23 protein-coding genes and 1 pseudogene are annotated in these 22,757 nt (G+C 45.9%); 22 read left to right on the top strand and 2 right to left on the bottom strand.

Features of this window, described 5'->3' with window-relative positions; translation table 11 throughout:
- The 22 genes from N7974_RS17715 to N7974_RS17610 form a co-directional block, all read left to right on the top strand.
- The coding region (locus N7974_RS17715; protein ID WP_317451625.1) for an MgtC/SapB family protein at positions 1–677 on the top strand (677 nt) is incomplete at its 5' end.
- 127 nt (positions 678–804) lie between these two features.
- Positions 805–1,362: a recombinase family protein gene (locus tag N7974_RS17710; protein ID WP_262966891.1), complete on the top strand. Its 558-nt coding sequence runs from the start codon at positions 805–807 to the stop codon at positions 1,360–1,362.
- A 239-nt stretch (positions 1,363–1,601) separates the two neighbouring features.
- Complete coding sequence (locus N7974_RS17705; RefSeq protein WP_262966890.1) at positions 1,602–3,947, top strand: type I restriction-modification system subunit M; 2,346 nt, start codon at positions 1,602–1,604, stop codon at positions 3,945–3,947.
- Positions 3,944–4,948 carry a PDDEXK nuclease domain-containing protein gene (locus tag N7974_RS17700; RefSeq protein WP_262966889.1) on the top strand — a complete coding sequence of 335 codons (1,005 nt, stop codon included), beginning with the start codon at positions 3,944–3,946 and terminating at the stop codon, positions 4,946–4,948. Before N7974_RS17705 ends, N7974_RS17700 begins: the two co-directional genes overlap by 4 nt.
- Before the next feature lie 2 nt (positions 4,949–4,950).
- Entirely contained in the window at positions 4,951–5,076 is a 126-nt protein-coding gene (locus tag N7974_RS17695) for a hypothetical protein (protein WP_262966888.1), read from the top strand.
- On the top strand, positions 5,073–6,440 hold the full coding sequence (locus tag N7974_RS17690) for a restriction endonuclease subunit S (protein WP_262966887.1): 1,368 nt from the start codon (positions 5,073–5,075) through the stop codon (positions 6,438–6,440). Before N7974_RS17695 ends, N7974_RS17690 begins: the two co-directional genes overlap by 4 nt.
- A complete protein-coding gene (locus tag N7974_RS17685; RefSeq protein ID WP_262966886.1) occupies positions 6,437–6,853 on the top strand; it encodes a DUF1016 N-terminal domain-containing protein in 417 nt (138 codons plus the stop codon). Before N7974_RS17690 ends, N7974_RS17685 begins: the two co-directional genes overlap by 4 nt.
- Positions 6,822–7,394: a zeta toxin family protein gene (locus N7974_RS17680; protein ID WP_262966885.1), complete on the top strand. Its 573-nt coding sequence runs from the start codon at positions 6,822–6,824 to the stop codon at positions 7,392–7,394. Before N7974_RS17685 ends, N7974_RS17680 begins: the two co-directional genes overlap by 32 nt.
- Positions 7,391–7,567: a hypothetical protein gene (locus tag N7974_RS17675; protein WP_262966884.1), complete on the top strand. Its 177-nt coding sequence runs from the start codon at positions 7,391–7,393 to the stop codon at positions 7,565–7,567. The genes N7974_RS17680 and N7974_RS17675 overlap by 4 nt, the downstream gene beginning before the upstream one ends.
- A gap of 137 nt (positions 7,568–7,704) precedes the next feature.
- Entirely contained in the window at positions 7,705–8,592 is an 888-nt protein-coding gene (locus N7974_RS17670) for a Fic family protein (RefSeq protein WP_262966883.1), read from the top strand.
- Between the two features lie 42 nt (positions 8,593–8,634).
- Positions 8,635–9,105, top strand: coding sequence for a hypothetical protein (locus tag N7974_RS17665; RefSeq protein WP_262966882.1), 471 nt, complete (start codon positions 8,635–8,637; stop codon positions 9,103–9,105).
- A complete protein-coding gene (locus tag N7974_RS17660; protein ID WP_262966881.1) occupies positions 9,098–12,349 on the top strand; it encodes a type I restriction endonuclease subunit R in 3,252 nt (1,083 codons plus the stop codon). Before N7974_RS17665 ends, N7974_RS17660 begins: the two co-directional genes overlap by 8 nt.
- Before the next feature lie 40 nt (positions 12,350–12,389).
- A complete protein-coding gene (locus N7974_RS17655) occupies positions 12,390–13,001 on the top strand; it encodes a hypothetical protein (protein WP_262966880.1) in 612 nt (203 codons plus the stop codon).
- 56 nt (positions 13,002–13,057) lie between these two features.
- On the top strand, positions 13,058–14,851 hold the full coding sequence (locus tag N7974_RS17650; RefSeq protein ID WP_262966879.1) for an ATP-dependent nuclease: 1,794 nt from the start codon (positions 13,058–13,060) through the stop codon (positions 14,849–14,851).
- A gap of 5 nt (positions 14,852–14,856) precedes the next feature.
- Entirely contained in the window at positions 14,857–16,602 is a 1,746-nt protein-coding gene (locus N7974_RS17645; protein WP_262966878.1) for an ATP-dependent helicase, read from the top strand.
- Positions 16,603–16,677: 75 nt separating this feature from the next.
- Positions 16,678–17,721, top strand: coding sequence for a nucleotide-binding protein (locus N7974_RS17640; protein ID WP_262966877.1), 1,044 nt, complete (start codon positions 16,678–16,680; stop codon positions 17,719–17,721).
- Positions 17,722–17,809: 88 nt separating this feature from the next.
- On the top strand, positions 17,810–18,475 hold the full coding sequence (locus N7974_RS17635; protein WP_262966876.1) for an ABC transporter ATP-binding protein: 666 nt from the start codon (positions 17,810–17,812) through the stop codon (positions 18,473–18,475).
- A gap of 547 nt (positions 18,476–19,022) precedes the next feature.
- Positions 19,023–19,370 (top strand): type II toxin-antitoxin system RelE/ParE family toxin, encoded by a 348-nt coding sequence (locus N7974_RS17630; protein WP_262966875.1) that lies wholly within the window; start codon positions 19,023–19,025, stop codon positions 19,368–19,370.
- Entirely contained in the window at positions 19,367–19,693 is a 327-nt protein-coding gene (locus tag N7974_RS17625) for a helix-turn-helix domain-containing protein (RefSeq protein WP_262966874.1), read from the top strand. Before N7974_RS17630 ends, N7974_RS17625 begins: the two co-directional genes overlap by 4 nt.
- 35 nt (positions 19,694–19,728) lie before the next feature.
- On the top strand, positions 19,729–19,932 hold the full coding sequence (locus N7974_RS17620; protein ID WP_262966873.1) for a hypothetical protein: 204 nt from the start codon (positions 19,729–19,731) through the stop codon (positions 19,930–19,932).
- A 4-nt stretch (positions 19,933–19,936) separates the two neighbouring features.
- Positions 19,937–20,737 carry a TIGR02391 family protein gene (locus N7974_RS17615; protein WP_262966872.1) on the top strand — a complete coding sequence of 267 codons (801 nt, stop codon included), beginning with the start codon at positions 19,937–19,939 and terminating at the stop codon, positions 20,735–20,737.
- Positions 20,738–20,811: 74 nt separating this feature from the next.
- Positions 20,812–21,510 (top strand): hypothetical protein, encoded by a 699-nt coding sequence (locus tag N7974_RS17610; protein ID WP_262966871.1) that lies wholly within the window; start codon positions 20,812–20,814, stop codon positions 21,508–21,510.
- Between the two features lie 26 nt (positions 21,511–21,536).
- Here N7974_RS17610 and N7974_RS17605 read toward each other — a convergent pair whose 3' ends face one another.
- Positions 21,537–22,565 (bottom strand): IS3 family transposase, encoded by a 1,029-nt coding sequence (locus N7974_RS17605; RefSeq protein ID WP_262966870.1) that lies wholly within the window; start codon positions 22,563–22,565, stop codon positions 21,537–21,539.
- Positions 22,562–22,757, bottom strand: a pseudogene (locus N7974_RS17600) (transposase); the annotation flags it as partial. The pseudogene N7974_RS17600 and the gene N7974_RS17605, both read right to left, overlap by 4 nt.

Here is a 22,757-nt window from a genome sequence, read left to right as displayed (position 1 = left end):
ACACCTTTATTAGCCTGTCGACGGCGTTTATTCTGGGGGCGGCGATTGGTTTGGAGCGCCAGTTTCGCCAGCGGACAGCAGGGCTACGCACCAATGTTCTGGTGGCAGTAGGCGCTGCTGTATTTGTCGATATGGCGAACCGTTTGACCGGCCACGAAGGTGCTGTGCATGTGGCGGCCTATGTGGTATCGGGCATTGGTTTTTTGGGTGCCGGGGTTATCATGAAAGGCGATGGTAATATCCGTGGGTTGAACACCGCTGCTACTTTATGGGGGGCAGCGGCAGTCGGGGCTTGCGCGGGTGCCGATCTGATATCGGAAGCGGTGCTGGCCGCGCTATTCGTGCTGGCGGGAAATACGTTACTGCGCCCGGTAGTGAATGCAATTAATCGTAAGCCGATTGATGATGAGAATGGCGAAGTGACCTATTCGGTTTGTGTAATCTGCGACCGTCAACATCAAAAAGACACCTGCGATCAGTTGAAGCTCTTGCTCGAAGCTGCTAATTACCCAGTGAGCGACTTCGATGTTCATCCATTTGTCCAAAATGAGGTGCAAATATTCGCCATACTACTATCCACATCCATAGACTCTGAAGACTTGAATCGTGTGGTAGACCAACTCATGACGCTGAGTTCGGTCAGCCAGGCTTATTGGAGTCCAAGCACGATTGACTAAGAAGCTACCAATAGTGTCCATTTAACGGAGGTTTGATGAACAATCCAAAAACCACCCTTTTTGGATAGTGAAAGAGGGGTAAAAATGTTAACATTGCGGTCAATCTATCAAAACAAGTAAAGTGTTCATGAATCAAAAGATTGGTTACGCCAGAGTATCAACCGACGATCAGAATTTAGACCTACAGCAGGATGCCCTAAAAAAGGCTGGTTGTGCAGTTATTTACAAAGAAAAGGTAAGTGGCAAAAATACGGAACGACTTGAACTTGAGCAATGCCGTAAAGCATTAAGGGCAGGGGATACATTGATGGTTTGGCGACTGGACAGGTTGGGGCGATCACTGCCTGATCTGGTGAGGATTGTCACTGAACTTGAACGTGATGGCATTGGCTTTGAAAGCCTAACAGAAAAGATTGAAACCACAAATGCCAACGGTAAACTGACGTTTCATATCTTTGCGGCCTTGGCTGAATTCGAGAGAAACCTGATTCGCGAACGTACCCATGCCGGTCTGACTGCAGCGAGGGCAAGAGGCAGGAAAGGCGGAAGAAAACCGGCGCTTGATGAAAAGCAGATTCGAGAGGTTAAGGCGTTAATGCGCGATCCGTCGGTCAATATATCCAGCGTTGCTCAGCGCTATAAAGTTTCACGCACCACGCTTTATAAGTATGCAGGTACCTCATAACCCACGACATTAATTTCAATTCTCCATCAAGATTAATTGTTACCAGGCACTCTTACGCTCATCATTTCTCTCTTGGAGAAATACGTGTAATACGAGCGAATTTTAAGTGCTGCTCCGTCCAAAAGCCTTTCCAGCCTGTTCGAACGCATTGATACCGCCATGCCGTGGTAGTATGTAATGGTTTTTCCTACCACCAGCCATTTGCTCTTTGGCCATAAACGAGACTAAGCAATAAAACGATGACACAAAATACCAACAACCTGGCTACTTTCATCTGGTCGTTAGCCGACTTACTGCGTGGCGACTTTAAACAAAGCCAGTACGGTCGTATTATTCTGCCGTTTACCTTGTTACGTCGCCTTGAAGGGGTATTGGAGGATAGCAAAGACGCGGTACTGGCTCAGGTTGAAAAAGTACAAGCCATGAACCTGCCGGAAGAAGCTCAGGAAAAATTGCTGTTACGCGCAACCGGTGGTTTGTCGTTTTTTAATATCTCAAAAATGGATCTTTCCAAACTGGGTGAGGCCGGTATTGCCGCTAACCTGGAAGCTTATATTCAGGGGTTTTCAAAAGATGCCCGTGAGATTTTTGAACATTTCAAATTTTCCGAATTTATTGGTCAGCTTAACGATGCCAACCTGCTTTACAAAATTGTCCAAAAGGTTCGGCAAACCGATTTAAGTCCCAAGGCCATTTCCAATCATGATATGGGCTTGGTGTTTGAAGAACTCATTCGCCGCTTTGCTGAAGGCTCAAATGAAACCGCTGGAGAGCACTTTACCCCGCGTGATATTGTGCGCTTGACCACGGCACTGGTGTTTATGGAAGATGATGACGCGCTGACCAAACCGGGTATTATTCGCACGATTTATGACCCGACGGCCGGTACCGGCGGCTTTTTATCGTCGGGCATGGAATATGTGCATGAGTTAAATCCGCAAGCCGTCATGCGAGGCTTCGGGCAAGAGCTTAACCCCGAGAGTTACGCTATCTGCAAAGCCGATATGCTGATTAAAGGCCAAGAAGTCAAAAATATTAAACTCGGCAACACTTTATCAAATGACCAACTGTATGCCGATAAATTTGATTACATGCTATCTAATCCTCCGTTTGGCGTCGATTGGAAAAAGATTGAATCCGATATTAAAGACGAAAACAGCCTAAAAGGTTTTGATGGCCGCTTTGGCCCTGGCTTGCCACGGGTCTCGGACGGCTCACTGTTATTTTTGTTGCACCTGATCAGTAAATTACGCGATTCAGCCGATGGCGGCGCACGTATCGGTATTATTCTTAACGGTTCACCGTTGTTTACCGGTGGTGCCGGTTCCGGTGAGTCCGAGATTCGTCGGTATATTTTGGAAGCCGATTTGCTGGAAGCCATCGTTGCCTTGCCTACTGATATGTTCTACAACACCGGCATTTCGACTTATGTGTGGGTGTTGTCCAACAAAAAAGCGACCGAACGTAAAGGCAAAGTGCAGTTAATTAACGGTGTTAATCTGTGCGGAAAAATGCGCAAATCGTTAGGTTCCAAGCGCAATGTGATGGATGAAACCGACATTGCCACCATCACCCGTACCTTTGGCAGTTTTGCTGTGATTGATGCGCGTGAACTGGACAAACCCACCGAACAAAAAAGTAATCGTGGTCGCCAGTCAGCCAATCCAAAAACCGAAGTACCCAAGACCTTTGCCAGCAAAATCTTTAACACTTACGAATTTGGCTACCGCCGCATCAGTATTGAACGTCCTTTACGTGAATCTTATCAGTTTAGTGATGAACGCATTAGCACCTTACGTTTTGCCGCAGGCCCTTTAAATGCTGCGATGCAGTGGGTTTATACTGAATATGGGGCAGAAAATACAGGCGATAATGCAAGCAGTTGGTCGGACGCCCCAGATTGTAAAAACTACGGGGACTTAACCGAACACGGCGATGCCATTCGCAAACATCTTAAAATTCATTTTACCGAACTTAAAGAAAAACAAATCAAAGACCTGCTTGAGCGCAAAACATGGCTGGATCAAAAAAATCTGCTGCTCAAAGCCAGGCAACTGCAACAAGTGATAGGCACAGCGCAATACGATGACATGAACGGGTTTGACGATGCTCTTAACATAGCCTGTAAAAAATCAGCTTTGACCTTGGATGCCAAAGAGAAAAAACAGCTTAAAGCCGCAGTCAGTTGGAAAAATCCGCTTGCCGAAAAAGTCATCAAGAAAATCCACAAAGGTAAACCTAATCCACTTTACGGCTTGTTTGCCATCAACGGCCAAGTGTTGGAATACCAGACCGATAGTGATCTGCGTGATAATGAAAACGTCGCCCTTGATCCGTCAAAAACCGTTAACGCCATTAATGAAGCCTATTATCTTAAAGAAGTGCAACCCCATGTGCCGGATGCCTGGATAGATGCCAGTAAAAAAGACCATAAGGATCAGGAGATAGGCATCGTCGGTTATGAAATTCCGTTTAACCGGCATTTTTATCAGTATCAGCCGCCTAGGGATTTGGTGGAAATTGATGCGGATTTGGATGCCGTCAGTGGCGAGATTATGAAGTTGTTGCAAGAGGTCCATTCGTGATAACACCCAATGCCCAACAAAGTGATTTTACCGAAGTTGTTCAGCTCATTGAAGCCGCGCGGCAGGAATCCTATCAAGCAGTTAACACCAATCTTATTAAGCTTTACTGGCAAATAGGCGCCTATATCAGCGCCAAATTAAGCACCGCACAATGGGGTGATGCTGTTGTTAATCAATTGGCAAACCACCTCGCACTGACTCAGCCTAATTTAAAAGGATTTACCCGACGAAATTTGTTTAGGATGCGCCAGTTTTATGAGGCTTACGCGCAGAATAAGAAAGTGTCGGCACTGCTGACACAATTGCCGTGGACACATAACTTAATTATTCTCAGCCAAAGCAAACGTCCGGAAGAGCGTGAGTTTTACTTGAAAATAGCGACACAAGAAAAATGGTCGAGCAGAGAATTGGAGCGTCAATTCAAAACGGCATTATTTGAACGCAGTATTTTAAGCCCTGCAAAAATGTCACCAGCGGTGACGCAAACACATCCCGAAGCATTCAATGTTTTTAAAGATAGCTATTTAGTGGAGTTTCTCGGCTTACCTGACGACCATAGTGAAGCAGATTTACATCAAGGTTTGCTTGCACGGCTAAAGCATTTTTTACTGGAATTAGGACGTGATTTTTGTTTTATTGGCAGCGAATATCCCTTACAAGTTGGTAAGCAAGATTTTGCACTAGACTTGTTGTTTTTTCATCGGGGACTGAATGCATTAGTGGCGATTGAACTCAAGGTTGGTCGCTTCGAGCCAGAACATCTTGGCAAGCTCAGTTTTTACCTGGAAGCGCTTGACCGCGATCATAAGAAACCTCATGAAAACCCCGCCATCGGCGTGCTGCTCTGTGCCAGCAAAGATGATGAGGTGGTCGAATATGCCCTCAGCCGCTCGCTATCTCCGGCTTTGATTGCTGAATACCAGACGCAATTGCCGGACAAAAAACTGCTGCAAGCCAAATTGCACGAGTTTTATACGTTGAATAGTAGTGCTGGAGAATAACAATGAAATATCAAAAGCAATTGCGAAACAGGCTGTTGCGTAATTATGGAAAATTATCCCCTCAACATCTGCAATCCAAGTTGCCCAATATTGAAGGCATAGAAAATGAATTGGGCGGCGAACGATGAAATATCAGGCTTATCCTGACTATAAGGATTCTGGGGTTGAGTGGTTAGGTGACGTGCCTGAGCATTGGACTGTAAGCAAAATCAAGTTTATTGCCCCTTATCAGGTTGGGTGGACACCGCCTACGAAAAACGATGCAAATTTTGATGGTGAAAATCTATGGGCGAATATATCTGACCTAAGAGGAAAGATTATTCATGATACCGCTAAAAAAATATCTGATGAAGCGGCCAAAGTAGCATCTATGGATATTACACCTGGCGGGTCACTGCTCTATAGTTTCAAACTCTCGGTTGGATGTGTATCTTTTGCTGGAAAAGATATGTATACAAATGAAGCAATTGCTTCTTTTTTAGAAGGGGCAACTTTGCCCTTATCATATCTATATTATGTGTTGCCAAAATTTGTAATTGAGAATGCATCTACAAATATTTACGGCGCGCGCATTCTTAATCAAGAGTTAATTAGTAATGCAATGCTACTGGCTCCGTCTACTCAAGAAGCGGAGAAAATAGCCAACTTCCTCGATCACGAAACCGCCAAAATTGATACCCTGATCAAAAAACAACAACAGCTCATCAAGCTGCTCAAAGAAAAACGTCAGGCAGTGATTAGCCATGCCGTGACCAAAGGTTTAAATCCCAATGTCCTCATGCGCGACTCAGGTGTTGAGTGGTTGGGTGAAGTGCCGGAGCATTGGAGTAAAAGTTATTTGGGATTTGAGTGTTCTGTAAAAGCTAGATTGGGCTGGAAAGGGCTTAAAGCTGAGGAATATGTAGAAAACGGCTTTATTTTTTTAGCCACTCCAAACATTAAAGAACTGGAAATAGATTTTGAAAATGTTAATTACATCACCAAGAAAAGATATGAAGAATCTCCTGAAATAATGCTGGAAATTGGTGATGTTCTAGTCACAAAAGATGGTTCAACCACAGGAACAACAAATGTTGTTAAGTGTTTGCCTTCTCCATCAACAGTCAATAGCTCAATAGCCGTTTTACGAACTATTGGCAGAATTAACAGTTTGTACTTGTATTTCTTCTTTGTTTCGACTTACACGCAGAATGTTATTAAGTGTATGCAAGGTGGTATGGGTGTCCCTCATTTATTTCAAGCGGACTTAAGGAAGTTTAATGTTCTGTTGCCACCAACAGATGAACAGCTTGAAATAGTTACTTATATAGAACGCAGATTACCAAAGTTTGATGAACTTTTAGAAAAAATAACCCAGCAAATTACTTTATTAAGAGAACGCCGAACAGCCCTAATCTCCGCCGCCGTCACCGGCAAAATCGACGTAAGAAGCTGGCAAGCCCCAGAACCTTTGCGCAGCAATAATGAAATCAACAAGGAAGAAGCTGCATGAGTCCATCTCCACTTGTCGATGGTACGCTTGTCGCTGAAGTTAAACAGCTAATTCAATCGGCCAGGCAACGTGCGGTTGCTGCTGTCAATGCCGAATTGACCTTGTTGTATTGGCAGGTGGGCAAACGTATTGCCGATGAAGTCTTGGGCGGTGAACGGGCAGAGTATGGCAAGCAAGTCATAGCTGGTTTGGCTGAGCAAATGACTCTAGATTATGGCAAGAGCTGGTCGAAACGTAATCTGGCGCAAATGGTAAAATTTAGCGAGGTTTTTCCTGACGTTCAGATTGTGCAGACACTGTCTGCACAATTGAGTTGGAGCCATTGTCAGATGAGATGGGCGCAACGCATTTTAAATACACTTTTTGAGGAACATAGAAACGATGCCTACATGCTGGATAATAGCTGGGCCTAATGGCGCAGGAAAAACCACTTTTGCGTTAGAATATTTACCTAAAGTGGTTAATTGCTCCCATTACATAAATGCTGATTTAATTGCGGCGGGTATATCGCCATTGGCACCAGAGCGTGAGTTAATGACGGCAAGCCGAATTTTCTTACATGAGATTGAAAGTTGTATTCAAAAAAATCGTGATTTTGCTTTTGAAACCACATTGGCCGGGCGGGCTTATTTAAGACTGGTTAAACGTTTGCGTGATGCGGGGTGGCAGGTAGAGTTGATTTATTTGGCATTACCTTCAGTTGAAATGTCAAAAGCGCGTGTATCAGAACGCGTCAAGCATGGTGGCCATAATATTCCACTGAAGGATATTGAACGTAGGTTTTCACGTAGCTTACATAATTTACTTACCGATTTTAGTTGTGCAGTAAACAATTGTTCATGTTTTATGAATACGCATGATGAACCAACTTTAGTATTTGAACAGCAAGGTACACAACGGCATGTTATTCACGATAAGCTTTATCAACATTTTTTAAAAGAGTCTGGATTATGAATATAGTTATGAAGCAACCTTCTGAAAAAAGCCGGATTATTCTCAGCTCATTAAAAGAAGCCGTCGCTAATGCTCTGGAAAAAAAGCGCAAACTCGGTCAATACGCAGTGGTATGGGAGGATAACAAGTTGATTTATAAAGGAGAAGATGCCCCTCAAGTGGATTCAAAATAAGGTGTAGCTGCGTAGTTCAAGTTAGTGTAACCCGACTAAACCGAGAAATTGGTGTGAGAAACAAAATGTTTTATATTGAATAAGTTTCCCACTCTTGTTACCCTAGCCAACACGATCAGATAATCCGCATTCCTGTTATGCAATACAATACCATCAGTCTTTTAAGCAAGCTTGACCAGTTACAGGCGAAGTTTTTTTATTCGACAAAGTTAGCGGAAGCGCTTGGCATTTCAAGGCGAACACTTCTCAACTGGCGGCAAAAGCCTGAGTCGATCTCAGCCAAGTATCGTCTGGATATTGATGTGTTGTATTGCCAGAATTTTTTGATTCCTGAATGGGATGTTCCCAAACAAAATTTTGCTGCCGTTTTGTTACCGGATTCTATGCCTCACAACGAAGCGCTGTTCTTGCCCTTTCTGCGTCGCTTGAGTTATGGCACGATTGAAATAGAAACCGATATGGCGAAAGCCGATTTCGATAACATTATTGATGGAAAAAAGCTGCCCAAAAACATGGACAGGCAGACTTTTCATGAAGGCTTTAATGCTTTTATGACACACAAGCAACTTTGGCAAAGGATTGTCGAGCACCGTGAGCCAATGCCGATCACGGTAGAAAATATTAAGACCTTACATGCCGATTTTATGCGTGGGGTTTATGACAATGTCGGTTTTTTTTCCACCAAAATACGTGTGATGGGGCAGTTAGACGGCGTACAAACGACTGACCCGGAAGATATTGACGAAGAAATGCACCGTTGGGTTTATAAAGAAGCCAAGGCGGCAACGCTGGAAGCCATTGCCAAAGCCCATGCTTATTTTATTTTAATTCATCCGTTTGGCGATGGTAATGGCCGTGTGGGACGTGCGTTGGTGATGGCGCAGTGCCTGAATGCCCGTTTAATGCCGCCGGTATTTGATGGCGAGAATAGGGCGATGTATTACGCGGCTATGCAACATGCCATGAAACATGGCCGCTACGCGCCCTTGGTGAGGTTATTTTATGAGGCTACCAAACAGAATTAAATAGAGGTATTGCTCGCGATATAAAAACTATAGGGAAACATAATGGATGAATATCTAGCCGATGAGTATGAAGGTCATGTTGATGTATTAATTGAGTTAATTACCAAATTTTCTGAGTTAGCGGATAAAAGTGTCTATCAATCTGTTTTTAATGCAGTGGTGAGTGAGCTTAAGCAAATTGAATCACCAGACTCTAAGGCGACTAATGCTTGGGAATTTTTAGGTGTTATCAATTATTACGGCCATGATCATGGTTTATGTGAAGTCGCTGAGTCTGATTTGCGGGATACAGTAGAAAATGCTATCAATTCACTGCCTTTGCATGAACGTTTTTTATTTATTTTAGCCAACCGTCAAAGATATTTTAATTGGCAAAAAGATTTTAAACATGATGAGTTGAGTCTCGACGATTTAATTCGTTATATGACCAAAGACGAACCTTTTTTTGCGGCAGTTGAATATATTGCTGAAGCCATACAGTCACATGCGCCAGACTTTAGTCCTTATGAATAGTAAAGCAAGTGAACTGACTTTCCAAAACGATATGATCAAACACTTGGTCGCCAATGGTTGGTTGTTGGGAAAAGCAGAAAACTACAACCGTGAACTGGCCTTGTACCCGGAAGATTTGTTGGGTTTTGTGCAACAGACGCAAGAGGCCCAGTGGCAAAAATTCTGTGTTCTTTATCCCCATAACTCCGAAGAAAAATTTTTGGCGCGGGTTTCCAACCAGCTCAATAAAGCTGACCCGAATGCCGCCAATAAAGAAATGCGTACCTTTGGCACGTTGGGTGTGTTGCGTCATGAGTTGCGTGACCGAGGCACCCGCTTTAGTTTGTGTCAGTTTAAACCCGAACATGAGTTAAACCCGGATACGTTGGCGCGTTACCAACAGAACCGGTGCCGGGTGGTACCTGAATTGGTGTACAGTCCGTGGGCAAACGAAGCGCACTTAACCGAAACGGGTGCCAAAGCCAAAGCCTGGCGTATCGATTTGGTGTTGTTTGTGAATGGCTTACCCATCGCAACCTTGGAATTAAAATCAGAATTTAAACAGGCGATACATAACGCCATCAAGCAATATAAAACCACCCGGTTGCCGGTTGATCCGGTGACCAAAAAGCCGGAGCCGTTATTAACCTTTAAACGCGGAGCGTTGGTGCATTTTGCCGTCAGCCAATATGAAGTATATATGGCGACCCGTCTGGAAGGCGATGACACCTACTTTTTGCCGTTTAACAAAGGTACAAAAGACGGTGGTGCCGGCAACGATGTACCGGAAGATATTAATCAATACGCCACCGATTATTTATGGAACGAGGTGTTACTGCCTGCCAACTTGCTTAATATTCTTGCCCGCTTTGTGCATTTGCAGATCGAAGAAAAAGAAGACTGGGAAGGGCGCAAGTACAAAAAAGAAGCGCTGATTTTTCCCCGCTATCATCAATGGGATGTGGTCACCAAGCTGGTGGAAGCGGCTCGCACTGAAGGCCCCGGCCATAAATATCTGATTCAACACAGCGCCGGTTCCGGTAAATCCAATTCGATTGCCTGGGTCGCGCATCAGTTATCGTCGCTCTATGATGCCGCTGGCTGCAAACAATTTGATTCCGTGATTATCGTCACCGACCGCACGGTCTTGGATGACCAGTTGCAAGATACCATTTATCAGTTTGAACATGTCGATGGCGTAGTGGGGCGCATCAATAATAAGGAAGGCGATGGCTCAAAATCCGAAAAACTGGCTGCCGCACTGGAAAATTCACAACCGATTATTATCGTCACCATTCAAACCTTTCCTTATGTTCTGCGAGCGATTGAGAACAGTGTCAGCTTAAAAGAGCGGCGCTATGCAATTATTGCCGATGAAGCGCATTCGTCACAAACCGGCTCTACCGCCCGTCAGCTCAAAGAAGTGTTGATGATTGACAGACAAGACAGTGACGACGAAGAAATAACCTCAGAAGATATTCTCGATGCCACTATCGCTTCACGTCGGGCATCAAGTAATGTCAGTTATTTGGCGTTTACCGCGACGCCAAAAACCAAAACCCTGGAACTGTTTGGCCGTTTGCCCAACCCGGATGCAGCGCCGTCCAAAACCAATTTACCTGAAGCCTATCATGTCTACAGCATGCGCCAAGCCATTGAAGAAGGCTTTATTCTGGATGTGTTAAAAAACTACACTAATTACAAAGTGGCCTATAACTTGGCGTTAAAAATTGACGGTGCCGACCAGCCCGTTGAAAGCAAAAGAGCCAAGGTAAAACTCAATCAATGGGTGCGTCTGCATGATTACAACATCGCCCAGAAAGTACAGGTGATTGTTGAGCACTTTAAAGCCAATGTGATGGGCCTGTTAGGCGGCCAAGCCAAGGCTATGGTGGTTACCAGTTCGCGTAAGGAAGCGGTGCGTTACAAGTTGGGCTTTGATAAATACATTAAGGCACAGGCTTACCAAAACATCCATGCCATGGTGGCCTTCTCCGGCGACGTTGAGTTTACTGATAAAGATCCCAATTCTGACGGCTTGCTGGGCGAGAAGTTTACCGAAAGTAATATGAACCCGAATCTTAAAGGCCGGGATCAGCGTAAAGCCTTTGACTCGGATGATTACCAAGTCATGATTGTAGCCAATAAATACCAGACCGGTTTTGACCAGCCCAAACTCTGCGCCATGTATGTGGATAAAAAGCTCGGTGGCGTGGAATGCGTGCAAACCCTGTCACGGCTGAATCGTAATTATCCCGGCAAAGCCGAAACCGGCACATTTGTGCTGGATTTTTTCAACGAACCCCAGGATATTCTTGATGCCTTTCAGCCCTATTATCAAACGGCAGAACTGGCTGATGTATCCGATCCTGATTTAATTTTTGATCTGTTTGATAAGCTGCGTGCTACCGGTATTTTTACCTGGCAAGAAGTGGAACAGTTCTGCGCGGCATTTTTTGTAAAAAACAAAAGTAATGCCGCTATTGCCAATATCTGCAAACCTGCCGTCGAGCGTTGGCAAAAGCGTTATAAATCGGCTATTGATGCCTATAAACAAGCAACAGACATGTTCGAGCGTACCAAGAAAACGGCCGATGCGGTATTGATCGCTAATGCTGAAAACAGTTTTAAGGACTGCAAAAAAGAAAAGGATACCCTGGAAATCTTTAAAAAAGATTTAGGCACGTTTGTACGCTTTTATGAGTTTATGTCGCAAATTGTCGATTACGACGATAAGGCCTTGGAAAAATTGAGTCTGTATGCGCGGAACTTACGCCCTCTGTTGCGTGAAACTTTGTTGGAAGAGGAGGGTGTCGATTTAAGTGGCGTAGAACTTAGTCATTACCGCCTGTCTGTCATTCGTCAGCAGGACTTGAAACTAAAAGAAGATTCAGCCGAGTATAAGTTGGAACCTGGTGAAGGCTTGGGTAGTGCTAAAGCCAAAGATAAACAGGAAGAATTTATCTCGCAAATCATCAGTCGATTGAACGAACTGTTTATTACCGATCATCTATCCGAAAATGACTTGGTAAATTACGCGAACACCATCAGGGATAAAGTTAAAGAAAACAGCTTGGTGATGAAGCAAATCGCCAATAATTCAACTGAACAGGCGATGCTGGGTGATTTTAGTAAAGCCGTTGATGATGCCATCATGGACAGTAGTGGTGCCCATAATAACCAGATGATGCAGCTATTATCCAATCCCGCCAAAGCCGCCGGCTTTGCCAAGGTGGTATTTGATTTGTTGAAGTTGGCGGGGTGAGTAATTTAAGGGTAGCCGTTTTACAATACATGAGAATATTATGAGTTACGATGAACATGACGCTGCAATGGATGCATTCTATGATGATATACGGGAACAATTCTACCCTGAAGCAATTAGTGAGTTTACTGCTGATCGGCTTAAATCCTTTTACGTAATACATCCTAATGTAATGCGACCAGCTGTTGATGCGCTTCAAGAAGGCAAAGTTCTGCGCGAAATGAAGCATTATTCAGCAGCGGTTGTGTTCTTTGTGTCGGCTATCGAGCTTCTTCTCAAGGCAGCCCTACTTAAGCCAGTCGTTTACGGCTTAGTACACCACGAAGCCTTAGCTGATATCATCGTTCAACATGCACTGGGGCAAGCAGGCTTTGATCGTTATGAAGGTCTGCTAGCAAATCTCATTTTAACCTTCGCTAATATGAATCTAAAAGAAATCTGTCGAAATGATTCGCCAACTAAGTTATTGACAGAGTGTACACAGCTACAAAAACTAAGAAACCAAATAATTCATCAAGGTGCGCGTTGCAACGAAACCGATGCGGAAAAAGCCCACCACGTTTCAGTTGCAGTGTATGAGTTGATTGTCAGGCCAATGTTGTATGCCTTGAAACTTACGGTGGAAGAAAAAGGTGTAATTAAACCAGTCTAACGAAACCATACGTGTCTAAAATGAATATCTTATAGGTTTTATGTGAGAATGGTAAAATGAGAATAAGCAGGATTGTAGTAAAAAACTTTCGATCGCTGAGAGCCATCGATGTTCCGATTAACACATTATCGACCGTTGTTATCGGCGAAAATAATACAGGCAAATCAAACTTTATTTACGCTCTACGACTTTGCCTCGATGTAGGTCTTCCATCCTCTATGCGTGTTCTGACTAAAGACGACGTGCATTGCGAGGTTGATCAATTGAAGCCTTTTCAGGTCTTTGTAGGTGTCGAATTCACCGATTTTGAGGGGAACGAGAACGAAGAAGCGCTATTGCATGGAACGCAGATCGGAGATAACCGCGCGAGAATCTTCTATCGATTCCGTCCTAAGCGGCTGCTTCGTGAGGCAATTGCGCGCGGTGGCCTTCTTGATACTCAGATCAGCTTGGACGATTATGGCTGGGAATTATTTGGTGGAGGTAATCCGGAGGTCGATTTAGCCTCCATCGAATGGAACCACGAAAATGCTGATATGGGAGCAATGACCGTCGGTCTTCAGTACCTACAGTCCTATCTTGTAGTCTTTCTGCCAGCGCTCCGTGACGTGGAAGCCGACCTTCAGCAGACGCGTCGTTCATCACTCGCACGCCTGATAGACGCTAGTGGGATCGACAAAATAGAGCAAGACACACTGATTGCCGTCGTCAAAGAAGCCAACAACCAGATTGAGGCATCACCGACCATTAAAGAAATTGCGATTTCGATCGACAAATCTTTCAAGGAGATTACCGGGCCAGCTTTCAGCCTAGATGTCGATCTCGGTCTATCTTCTCCATCCTTCCAATCGATTGTACGAAACCTCATCGTTCTATTGACCAATGGATCTGTGAAGCAGTTTGAGCCGCGCCGTAATGGATTGGGGCTTAACAATATTCTCTACATTGCGATCCTGGTGGAGCATTTCCGTAAGCGAGCGGCGGTCGGCAAGTCGGCTGGCGAACTGATCTTGATTGAAGAGCCAGAAGCTCATCTTCATCCTCAATTACAGACAACTCTGCTTGAAGCTCTGCGGTCCTTTCCCTTCCAGTCTATCGTGACCACGCACAGTACACAGGTTACGGCCAAAGCCCCGATGTCGTCTTTTGTCGTTCTAACAAACCGAACAGGAGCGCCTCCAGTTGCAAGCGTGCCGTCAGCTTCTCCGACACTAACGGCAGACGACGTTCAGGATTTGGAACGCTATCTCGACGCTACAAAGTCGAATCTGCTGTTCGCACGTCGCGTCATGCTTGTTGAGGGAGCAGCCGAGTTGCTTCTCATTCCACCTCTTGTCAAAAAGGTGCTCGGTATTGATCTCGAACGTGAAGGCATCTCTCTTGTTGCTATTAACGGAGTCCATTTCGGCGCTTTCGCTCGACTCTTCTCTGATACCTGCTTACCGAAGCGATGCGCTATCGTTGCGGACGCTGATATCAAAGTCAGCGACCTGCCTGATGATGCGAATGAAGACATACCAATAAAGCCAGATTTAGCCGAGCTTGAAGGGCCTTATGTAAAGATTTTCTTGGGCGCGACCACCTTCGAGCGAGAGATCACCGAACATGGCAACCTCTCCATGCTGGCGAACGCGGCTGGTGACCTCGGAGCTCCAAAAATCCAGAATTCGCTGTCGATGTGTGAAATTTTTGGTGACGCTATTGATGATGAGTTGAAAGATAAGGTGCTACGCACCGCAAAACGCTTCGGAAAAGCCAGATTCGCTCAGGTGGCAGTGCGCCACATCGACGATGCTGGCATGGTGCCAAATTATATTTTCGAGGCCATCAAATGGTTGCGCGAGGTTTAATGGGTATGACTGTTGAGCAGCTTGAGGCTGTTCGTTTCCCTGACAATCTTCTTCTCACGGCCTGCCCAGGTAGCGGGAAAACCAGGACGTTGATTGCGAAACTGGTCACGGAGATTGAGCCTGTCAGAGGAACTCCGCGTGGAATTTGCTGTATCACCTACACAAATAGCGCCGTTCAGGAGATTGAACAACGGGCGGCGGCTCAACTTATGCCAGGAGACGAGCAGAACTTCTCTGTCTCGACGATTCACGCATTTTGCTTGAATGAAATAGTTCGTCCTTTCGCTTGGCTAGGCTCTAGTTTTAAGGGGGCCGTGCGCGTGCTTACCCGCGATAACCCTGATTTTGAAGCGATCGTTGACTATGCAGCAGCTCAGGTCAATTTCTTCAATTTGAGGCCAGCTGACTATGAAGTATTCGAATCGTTAAATGTTGATGCGAAAGGAGCGATTATTGGTCCCGCTACGCGTAATGATCCCGTCTGTAACGCCGCGCCATATTTCTGGGCTCGGTGCACCGAGCTTGGCTACATCGATTTTGGAACCATTATCTATGATGCCTATCGCATCCTGCGCGATCATCCACGGATTGCATTGAGCCTATGCGCCAAATATGCGTGGTTTTTAATCGATGAGTTCCAAGACACCACCGAACTTCAAATCGAAATTCTGAGGATTCTACATGCCACTAGCCGTTCGCGTTTCTTCGTGGTTGGCGACATAGCACAATCAATATATGCATTTACCGGCGCACGGCCAGAGCTAGTTGATCCTTTCGGCGTACATATCGGCGCACGTTCTCTCTCCCTGACCGGCAATTTCCGATCAAGCCCAAGAATTATTGCTCATGCAGAGCAGCTTTATCCTAGGTCTCCAGCCATGACTTCGGCAGGACCCGAAAAGAACTGTCAGATAGAACCTATGCTCGTTCGCGGAACGACCGCTTTTCACGCAATCAGTGAATATTTTTTTCCCGCCTTGGAAGAGCTTGGTATAGAGCTCGGCAACGCTACCATTTTAGCAAGGGACTGGGCATCACTTTTCGACTTAACACGCAAGCTACGTAGCTTCGGCACACCAGTCGTAGGCCCAGGAGCACGTCCCTATCGGCGATCACGTATCTTCGCGTCACTGGCTGAGCAGCTTTGCGGCGCTGTTATCGAGCCGCGTCCAGAGACCATTCGGCAATTGGAGAGGGCGCTGTTTCATTCGATTCAGGACATCACCGGCCAGCCTCGCCTTGATATTTTCACCCATGCAGGTCGTGTCGTTATTATCAGACTCCTTAAGATGGCGCGGCAGTTGGCGGAGAATCCAAGTGCCCTAATTTGGTTGGACAATATGTCCCAAGTTACTGGAGAAATCTTGTGTCAAGCCGGATACATCGATCGTGAGCAGGCTGGTCTGTTCTATGCGTCGGTTCAAGAGATGAAGGCCGACATGCGTCGCCAGAATATCGACACAGTCAATCTCACGATCGAAGACCTTGGATTATTCGCAAGTCCGACTCGTGCGCTGCGGCTTTCGACCATCCATTACGCCAAGGGCCGAGAATATGACGCCGTCGCCATAATCGGGCTTCGCAAAGGATCATTTCCTCATTACAAAACGGAGGATATAGAAGCCGAAAAGCGCCTTTTTTATGTTGGTGTCACGCGTGCGCGAAAGTTCTTGATGTATGTCGCAGAAGCTGACTCTTGGGGGAATCCACCAAGTCCATTCCTTGGAAGTGAGGGCGTCGATATTCTTTAAAATTGACAAGAATGCCCTTTTCAGGGGGTGGACAAGACTAACTACCAGTTTCAAAATTTAAGGACCAGTTTTGACATGAAAAACGCTTCTAATGAATTCACAATTTTCTATTCATGGCAATCTGACTTGCCAGATTCTTGTAATCGACAATTTATACGACAAGGGTTACGGAATGCGGCCAACTCAATCGAAGAGTCAAATTCTGATTATATTATTAAAGTGGATGAAGCGACCCGAGACGCATCAGGAAGCCCGAATATCCCGCTTATGATATTAAGCAAGATTAAAACAGCAGATATGTTTGTATGTGACATCACAACAATTTTTGCTAATCCAGCGAATACGCGGCAGGCACCTAATCCAAATGTAGTTTTTGAGCTTGGATATGCAGTAGCTCATTTAGGCTGGGATCGTATAGTGCTCTTGTTTAATAAAGACTTAGGTACGTTTCCAGGCGATATGCCATTTGACTTTGATAGGCATCGCGCCTCACCTTTCTCAGCCAAAGAAAAGCCAAGCACCAAAGAAAAGCAGGAACTAAACAAACTTCTTGAAGATGCTATTAGTGCCGTAATTCGATTAAACCCTGAAAGACCGACAGACCAGATATCCCCCGAGAAAAAAAAACACGTGCGCGATATCGAAAATCTTAAATGGATTCTATCTACCATCCATTTGCCAACACTTGACCAACATCTTTTAAATTGCCCTCATATGCTGCAAGATAAAGTACTTCACTTTTGGGAAGGCTTTAATACAGTGGCAGAAAGCAGTCTTTTTCATTTATATGATACAGAGCTATCCAAAGCATTCCGCAGTCTTCACATGTCATTCCATGAAACAACCCGGCATGGAGAACATTATCACAAAAACTTCAATGGTAGTGCTTACATATTCTCAAATCCAGGCGATAGGCCATTAAGTAAGAAGCAGCAGAAAGATTGGGATTCTATTGTTTCAGCATCTAATGTAATGAAAACTGTTTTAATCCAAATTTTAAATAGAGTTCGAAAGCAATTTTTGGAAGTAGATATTAACAACACAAATAGTGCCGCATGGAAAGAATATGTGGAATTTAATCTTGAGCAAGCTAAATTGTTAGAGGAACCTGACCTTTAACAATCTTATTTTCGCTTCAAAAACCATGGCAGCACAGCAGGATAAGCGCCTTCCTAAAGTCCCTGTATTACATTAATCCATGAATACAATGCCCACATCTGCAACCATAACCGCCGAAAATTCCGTCCCCATCATCTTCGTGCGCGGTGTTAACAAGACGTATGCCAGCGATTTCCAAGCGCTCAAAAAAATCAATCTGGAGATAAAACGCGGCGAGATATTCGCCTTGCTCGGACCCAATGGTGCGGGCAAGACGACACTGATTAGCATCATCTGCTGCATTGTCAAGGCCACTTCTGGAACCATCATCGCCGATGGTCACGACACCGTGCGAGACTACCGTGCGGCGCGGGCAATCATCGGGTTGGTGCCGCAGGAACTGCATACGGACTCGTTTGAGTCGGTCTGGGCCACGATCAAATTCAGTCGGGGGCTGTTCGGTAAAGCGCCCAACGCAGCATACCTTGAAAAAGTGCTGCGCGATCTGTCTCTGTGGGACAAACGCAATGAGAAAATCATGACGCTATCTGGCGGCATGAAACGCCGAGTGCTGATTGCCAAGGCCCTCGCGCATGAGCCAACGATATTTTTCCTTGATGAGCCGAGTGCCGGTGTGGATGTGGAGTTACGACACGACATGTGGCGCATGGTGCGCGAGCTACGTGCGCTGGGTACCACCATCATTCTGACCACCCATTACATTGAGGAAGCCGAAGACATGGCAGACAGGATGAGCGACTGGTTTAAACCGTAAACATTGGCAGATTTGAGGAAGAATATGCAGGTCATTAGAAACTGAAATTCCTTATGGCCCAAAAATGAAGGAATCGTTGTCGTACCCCCACCAAGCCGACATCCACCTCCATCGCGCTAGGTTGTTCCGAGACCCGGAAGCCTTGGACAAAGCCCGCGCACTGATCGACAAATGCGGCTATGAGCGGCGCAGAGAAGAATTAGGCGATGCAGAGGCGGCGGCGAAGGAGTGGTAAAGTAGGGGTTTAGGGAGCAATGGAACGGTAAAACTGTAACTTCTCATTAGTTGCAGGTAGATTATAAATCAATAACTTACATGGCGATAAAATTGAAAAATAATGCCTTCCCTTATAGGGATTCATCGTAACTCATTGATTTCTCATTATCCGGTACTAAAACAAGCGAGTTTTAGTGAATTTCCAGACAGCTAACTTATTGAAAAATAAGCTTACCTGTGACTAATGAGAAGTTACGTAAAACTCTGCTATGTGTGGAATGGATAGCTTTTTCTCTTGCAATATGGTGTCAAATTTGTAACCATTGATCCCATGAGAAACACCAGACCTATTTCATGGCTGAAGGCCGCGCGTAAAGACTTCGAGGAATTTCCTGAAGACGTGCAAAGCGACATGTTCGATGCACTTACGATTGCTGCCGATGGTGGCAAGTCTGACAAGGCAAAACCGTTCAAAGGTGTTGATGGTGGTGGTGTATTCGAGATTGCGCTCAAGCATCGAGGCGATGCTTTTCGCACCCTCTACGCCGTCAAGATTGGTGTGGATATTTGGGTGATTCACGCTTTTCAGAAGAAATCGAAATCAGGAATCAAAACACCGCAAATGGAAGTCGATATTATTCATGAACGGCTCAAAAGACTGAAGGAGGCTTTGAAATGAAAAACGACGACATGGAACTGATACGCGGAAGTGGCAACATTTATCGTGACTTCGGACGCTCCAACGCAGGGCTAGAACAGGCTCGCGCCATTATTGCGGCGAAAATCATCAATATTCTTGATGAGCGCAAGCTTTCGACGCGCGATGCCGAGAAGCAAACGGGGGTTTCTCATTCCGAATTCTCTCATATCCGCAACGCACAGCTTCGCCGCTTTACGCTCGACCGGATGATTACGATCCTTGGCAAACTCGATGAGGATGTTGAGGTAAATGTCACCTTCCGACCTCGCCATCATGGTGCAGCCACACCACAGCATTTGTAGAACGGTAAAATTGGCAAGTAACACAGAGACGGTAAATGACATTAACACGCAGTTTCAAAGAAACCGTAAAAGCCCGCATTGAACGCGACGCAGAGTTCCGCGATGCGCTTATATGTGAAGGGGGCGACTGTCTGTTGTTCGGTGATGAGGATACTCTTTCCGCTGAGACGAAGTTAAAGATGATTGATGTAGCGATTTCCCGATGTGTTGCCGACGCCGAGGCTGGATGTACCAGCTAAGCCAATGAGTTGTTTTGAGCAGGGGCAGTTACAGGCTATAGCGGATGCGCTTGGAGACACCAATGATGGCCTTACCGGCTCGGAAATTACGCACTTGCTTGAAACGTGTAAAATTGCCGACACTGACCCTACCGCGACTAAGCGTCACCGCCTCTATAACGCTTTTGCCCAAGACCAGAATCAGCGGCAAGACCGCACACGCATTTTAGGCTTCATCCGTCATTCGATGAAGCCGGAGCGATTCGCTAGAAATCCAGAACGCTTCGAGCCAATGCGTACCCACCTTAACCGAGCGCTCGCTTTTGCAGGGCTTTCTATAGATGCAGCGGGAATGCTAGCCACCGTGAAACAGGCTCATACCCTGTCCGAGGCGCAACGCCGCGCTCAAGAATTTCGAGCCGACTTGACCACGCGTGGCGTTCATCCTGACGTGCTGCGGTTTTGCCGCGAAGAGCTCCTCGCGGATAATTATTTTCACGCTGTGATGGAGGCCGTTAAAAGTGTGGCCGACAAGCTTCGGGAACAAACAGGGCTGACCGACGACGGCACGACACTCGTTGACCGCGCACTTTCTGGCGATAAACCGATGTTGGCTATCAACCCACTGAAAACTGAAAGTGAGAAAAGTGAGCAGAAGGGCTTCGCAAATTTACTGCGCGGTACTTTCAGCATGTTCAGGAATACCACTGCTCATGAGGCAAGAATTAATTGGCCTATGGCGAAGGACGATGCAGAAGATCTTTTCTCGCTTGTCTCTCTAATACACCGGCGTTTGGATGCAGCACACATGCCTCCCCGCGTTTGATGTTGGCGGAAAGAAATAGCAGTGTTCGGCGCGAGGGTGCATAAATCAAGACAACTCTGAACAGACGGTGAGATATGAGTATAGAGGATGACAACGCAAATCTAGTATTGGCTGATATAGAACGCTCAGAACGTGAAATCCTCGCGCTCTACGAAGGGCAGGTATCTACCACCAGATTGGTAGAATATCAGCATTTTTATTTATTCGGGATTGCTCGCCGCGCTTTGGCTCAATCAGCCGCTTTTCGGCAAATGATATTATCAAGAAATTCTATTGTGGCGTCGTCGATACTACGGCTTCAGCTCGACACTGTGCTGCGTTTATATGCCCTATTTTGGGTGGCAGACCCGGAAGATTTTGCATCCAAGGTTTTCAACGGTGTTGCAATAAACAAGCTTCAGGCTGCCGATGGATCAGTTATGCATGACAAGTATCTAAAGGATCGTGTGGCTGAAAAAAACGAGTGGATTTCTCCTGTATACGCATCGGCGAGCGGATACATTCATTTTTCTCATTGCCATATCAAGGCTGCGCTACATATGAAGGACTCTTCAACAGGGCAAGCACAAGTTCAAATTGGACCCTATGACGCTGGTAAATCAGTCAGCTATTACGGAGAATTGCTGCGTGCATTTTTGCACCTAAATATGATGATTCCAGTTGCAGCAGAAGACTGGTTCTCACGCATCAAAGAAAATGGAATATCTGCGGTAATTGTCAATGTAGTTGTCGCCTCGACGGTTAGATCTTACTCTGGTTTGTTTTCTAAATAATCACTTCCTTGGTAGCATTTTTTTGTTTAGACCTTGTCTGGGTTAAGATGGACTGTCTGGATTTTTTCCCAATTACGGGAACTTCCAGTCCAGCGTTGCGGATGTTTTGCACGTGCTGCTTCGTAGACAGCTTTACGGTTACCCAGAAGCTTGTCGTCCAAGCCTTCATGACGTTGTGCTGGTGTAACAAAGCGGATAGCGCTGTGACGATGCTCATGGTTGTACCATTCCACTAAGCCTGTGACCCACTGACGCGCTTCAGTAACATCGGCGAACGGCTTTAGCGGATATGTAGGACGATATTTCAAGGTCTTAAACAACGATTCCGAGTACGGATTGTCGTTGCTAACCGATGGCCGACTAAACGAAGGCATGACACCCAGCTGTTGCAAGGTCGCCAGCATAGTCGATCCCTTCATCGGACTGCCGTTGTCAGAATGCAGGATAAGCTGTTCTGCCTGTATCCCTTCACGATGACAGAGATCACGTAACAATTCGCCAGCCAAGGCGCTGTTTTCTTCTTCATACACCTGCCAACCGACGATCTTTCGGCTGAAAATATCCACAAATAGATACAGATAAAAAAACTGTCCACGGATCAGTGCTGGCAGATAAGTAATGTCCCAACTGTACAGTTGATTAGGCGCTGTAGCACATGCTGCGCGTGGCTTGGTTCGTGTTTGAGCCGGACGTTCGCTACGCCGATGGGTAAGCTGTTTTTCCTCGCGCAGGATGCGATAGAAGGTCGACTCAGACGCCAGATAGCTACCTTGGTCGGCCAGTCGTGGCACGATCTGACTGGGCGGCAGATGGCCGAATTCATCTGAATTGGCGACTATCAGCACCTCGGCGCGCTCGATTGCTGTCAGCTTGTGTGGCGGTTGATAGTCACGAAAAGGGCGTTGATCGCAGCGAATCGTCTCACCTGTCTGCCAGCGTTGCAAGGTCCGCTCACTAAGGCCTAATACTTCACAGGCTTTAGTTTGACGTGCACCCGCAGTTACCGATTCATTTAATAAAACAATCACTTGCTTGCGCTCTTCGTGGGTAGTCATTCGACCTCTCCCCCCAAGAGCGCCCGGAACTTTTTTTGCAGTACCAACAGCGCTGCGGCCTCTGCCAAAGCCTTGTCTTTGCGTAATAAATTGCGCTCAAGGTTTTGGATTTTTTCGTTCAATGTACGCAGGACCCGCGCTTCTTCACGCTTGTCTACTGAGTCACCCTGGTTACAGAAACCAGCTTTCCAT

The organism is Methylobacter psychrophilus (genome assembly GCF_025583945.1).
GTDB lineage: Bacteria > Pseudomonadota > Gammaproteobacteria > Methylococcales > Methylomonadaceae > Methylobacter_C > Methylobacter_C psychrophilus.
The sequence above is the reverse complement of the archived record's forward strand: the minus strand, read 5'-3'. Positions and strand labels throughout refer to the sequence as shown.